The organism is Fusobacterium sp. DD2, assembly GCF_018205345.1.
Lineage (GTDB): Bacteria > Fusobacteriota > Fusobacteriia > Fusobacteriales > Fusobacteriaceae > Fusobacterium_A.
Genome location: NZ_JADRHM010000140.1, coordinates 1 through 500, shown reverse-complemented (window position 1 = coordinate 500; position 500 = coordinate 1). Strand labels below are relative to the sequence as shown.

Below are 500 nucleotides of genomic sequence, written 5' to 3'. Positions count from 1 at the left end.
CATTGGAAAGATCGCTGATAACCATATTAAAAGAAATTTTGAAGCAAATAAACCAAATGAAAAATGGTTTACTGATATTACAGAATTTAATTTGAAAGGAAGTAAGCTGTATTTATCACCAATATTAGACGCTTATGGAAGGTATATCGTCTCATATAATATTTCAACATCACCAAACTCAGTTCAGGTGATAGATATGCTAAATAAAGCGTTTAAACGTAATTCTAATATTGATAATTTAATATTTCACAGCGATCAGGGATGGCAATATCAGCATAAATTTTATACTAAGCGACTGGAAGAAAAAAATATTATTCAGAGTATGTCAAGAAAAGGGAATAGCTTAGATAATGGATTAATGGAAAGCTTCTTTGGAATAATAAAATCAGAAATATTTTATGGACAAGAAAATAATTACAAGAATATAAAAGAATTAAAATTAGCGATAGAAGAGTATATAGATTACTATAACAACAGAAGGATTAAGGAAAAATTAAAAG

The 500-nt window shown here is 27.2% G+C and carries 1 protein-coding gene; it reads left to right on the top strand.

Features of this window, described 5'->3' with window-relative positions; translation table 11 throughout:
* Positions 1-500: IS3 family transposase (locus IX290_RS11475; protein ID WP_211493324.1), on the top strand; the 500-nt coding region annotated here is incomplete at both ends.